The sequence below is a fragment of the Halarchaeum acidiphilum MH1-52-1 genome (assembly GCF_000474235.1).
GTDB classification, from domain to species: domain Archaea; phylum Halobacteriota; class Halobacteria; order Halobacteriales; family Halobacteriaceae; genus Halarchaeum; species Halarchaeum acidiphilum.
Window position 1 is genome coordinate 1 of record NZ_BATA01000134.1, and the last position, 2,039, is coordinate 2,039.

Annotated in this window: 5 protein-coding genes; 2 read left to right on the plus strand and 3 right to left on the minus strand. The window is 56.9% G+C overall.

Features of this window, described 5'->3' with window-relative positions; genetic code table 11:
• The first annotated feature begins 3 nt into the window (after positions 1–3).
• Both AOZ13_RS15915 and AOZ13_RS13490 read left to right on the plus strand, forming a co-directional pair.
• Positions 4–117 (plus strand): DUF7389 domain-containing protein, encoded by a 114-nt coding sequence (locus tag AOZ13_RS15915; RefSeq protein ID WP_021780867.1) that lies wholly within the window; start codon positions 4–6, stop codon positions 115–117.
• A gap of 66 nt (positions 118–183) precedes the next feature.
• Positions 184–396 carry a hypothetical protein gene (locus tag AOZ13_RS13490; RefSeq protein ID WP_021780868.1) on the plus strand — a complete coding sequence of 71 codons (213 nt, stop codon included), beginning with the start codon at positions 184–186 and terminating at the stop codon, positions 394–396.
• Here AOZ13_RS13490 and AOZ13_RS13495 read toward each other — a convergent pair whose 3' ends face one another.
• The 3 genes from AOZ13_RS13495 to AOZ13_RS13505 all read right to left on the minus strand — a co-directional run bounded on the left by AOZ13_RS13495 (position 397) and on the right by AOZ13_RS13505 (position 1,908).
• Positions 397–840: a hypothetical protein gene (locus AOZ13_RS13495; RefSeq protein WP_049934141.1), complete on the minus strand. Its 444-nt coding sequence runs from the start codon at positions 838–840 to the stop codon at positions 397–399.
• Positions 837–1,355, minus strand: a complete 519-nt coding sequence (locus AOZ13_RS13500) for a DUF7342 family protein (RefSeq protein ID WP_081706807.1) — start codon at positions 1,353–1,355, stop codon at positions 837–839. Before AOZ13_RS13500 ends, AOZ13_RS13495 begins: the two co-directional genes overlap by 4 nt.
• Positions 1,356–1,527: 172 nt before the next feature.
• Complete coding sequence (locus AOZ13_RS13505; RefSeq protein WP_021780871.1) at positions 1,528–1,908, minus strand: helix-turn-helix domain-containing protein; 381 nt, start codon at positions 1,906–1,908, stop codon at positions 1,528–1,530.
• Positions 1,909–2,039: the final 131 nt, after the last annotated feature.

Below are 2,039 nucleotides of genomic sequence, written 5' to 3' on the forward strand. Positions count from 1 at the left end.
AAAGTGAAAGCTCAGACCCTTGAGGACGCCAAAGCGGATATGGACGTGCTGCGGGCGTACCTCCACACCCTCGCTGAGGACACACGCCGAATCCAGCCTGAAGCCGAGAGCGAGTAGAACGAGAGACGCGCGGTACGTCTCCGAGTCGGTTTATCGACGCCGAGACGGGCGAGGCGACAACCAATGCCCGAGCGTACAACGACTGACGAGACTCCGCTCACGCCCGAACAGCGACTCGCCCCAGAAAACCTCGACCTCCTTCGCGCCTGTATCGTGACTATTCCCGACGTCGAGACTGTCCAGACGTGTGTCGCCTACGAGAACGCACACCAGAATCGGGAGCCAGTGCTTCGCTCGCTTGCACAGCAGGCAGCGGAACTTCGAGCCGAGGGGTGATTATTGCGGCGTTGTCGTATATTCGGGTATTACGTCGTCGAAGAGCGCTTCACAGCACTCCCAGAGAAGTTTCGGTGGCGACTCGGATTCGAAGACGACGCCGTGATAGTCCGGACTCTCCATCGCTGCTGTTTGATACTGGAAGTGCGCCGCACCGAGATCGTCGTGGTCATCATCCTGATGCCACCCACAGTGGAATTCCGTGTTTGGATCTGCATAGTCAATTCTGAACTCGTCATGTGGCGGTGTTAATTTCCAATGGACCTCCAACCGTGGTGGCTCAGGGCCAGTTGGTGGGGTGACGCGATTCGGGTCAACCTCAGTGGCCAAGTATCGTTTCTGGATTGCGTCAGGTTCGAACCAAACTGAGATGACTTCTGCCTGCCGCTGGAGGACATCTCGAAGTGTTCGATAGAGAGCCGGGTTTTCTGCGCCCGGATTCATGCCGGTGCCGTATGCTGTTCTCTAGGGAACCGATCGTAGAGCCGAAGCGCGTCTTCAACGAGACGACGGCGCGTCTGGAGGTGTTCCCACTTGCGTGCGGCTTCGCGGCGAGCGCGCTCATCCTCACGGTCTGGGGCACTACTCAGACTCGCACGCAGTTCGTTGGGAGTTTCGACGTCGTATTCCATCTTCCACGACCGAATCTGGTCGTTCATCTCCTCAAGACTTGTGGCGAGTTCGTCAGGCGAGTGATCCTCGTAGAGCTCGCGCATCTCAATGAGGTATTGCCCGACGGGATCTGGTGCATATGTTGTTTGCTGTCCGCGTGTATCAGCACTCAGCTTACCATCGTCAACGAGTCGTGTGAGATACTTCGTCGCCGTCTCGTGGGCAACATCGGCTTCCCCCGCAATCCAATTAGCCGTTCGTGGCTCACTCACGGTGAGTGCGACGGCCTCGACACGCTCAGCTGCCGACAATTCAGTAGCCCAGTCGTGCTCCGATTCTTCACTCATATACCTCTCTACTACCCCAGGATAGAAATAAGTTGAGGTCGTCAGAATAATATTGAATAGAGGGTCGCAGGAATGAGAATAAGTTCAGTACTAATTGGAACCTACTGCTTGAGAATTCGTATCTCGTTTATTACTGATCCGATGATGGCTGGGCGGCACGACTCTTACTAGACTACTCCTCGTTGTCCGTCTCGGAGGGATGTGGCTGGTCCGGTTGTGCGTCCGCCCACGTCTGCGCCTCCTCTTCGTCCGTGACGAGTGGGCCATGCTCGAGTGTGAGTGTCGAGAGGACATCGGAGAAGCGAATTGCCTCGGCGACACGGCCGAGGTCGTGAGTGAGCGCCCAATGCTGCTTGCGATGCCGAACGAGCCCCCGGTCCTTGAGCCGTGACAGGTTCGACCCAACCGTGTTCGGATTCCGATCGATTGCATTCGCGATTTCGCCGCGGGTGAACGCGGCGTCGCGGTTCTCGAGGAGAAACTCAATGATGAGCTCGGAGGTTGTCCGCTCCGCCTCCTCCCCGTCCTCGAATTCCTCGATATCAACCGGCATATTCGGTGATATGGTGTGCTAGTGGATGAGTGTGCGGATGAAAGGGTGTGCTATCCATCTGGTTCAGTTTGTCGAGCCGCCGGAGAGGATGGAGGCTCTCAAAGATGAGCGACACACCAGACCTGGATGTT

What these genes read in the sequence shown, in the direction of transcription:
- AOZ13_RS13495 (WP_049934141.1), bottom strand. Translation starts at nt 840, where the DNA reads ATGAATCCGGGCGCAGAAAACCCGGCTCTCTATCGAACACTTCGAGAT.
- AOZ13_RS13490 (WP_021780868.1), top strand. Translation starts at nt 184, where the DNA reads ATGCCCGAGCGTACAACGACTGACGAGACTCCGCTCACGCCCGAACAG.
- AOZ13_RS13500 (WP_081706807.1), bottom strand. Translation starts at nt 1,355, where the DNA reads ATGAGTGAAGAATCGGAGCACGACTGGGCTACTGAATTGTCGGCAGCT.
- AOZ13_RS13505 (WP_021780871.1), bottom strand. Translation starts at nt 1,908, where the DNA reads ATGCCGGTTGATATCGAGGAATTCGAGGACGGGGAGGAGGCGGAGCGG.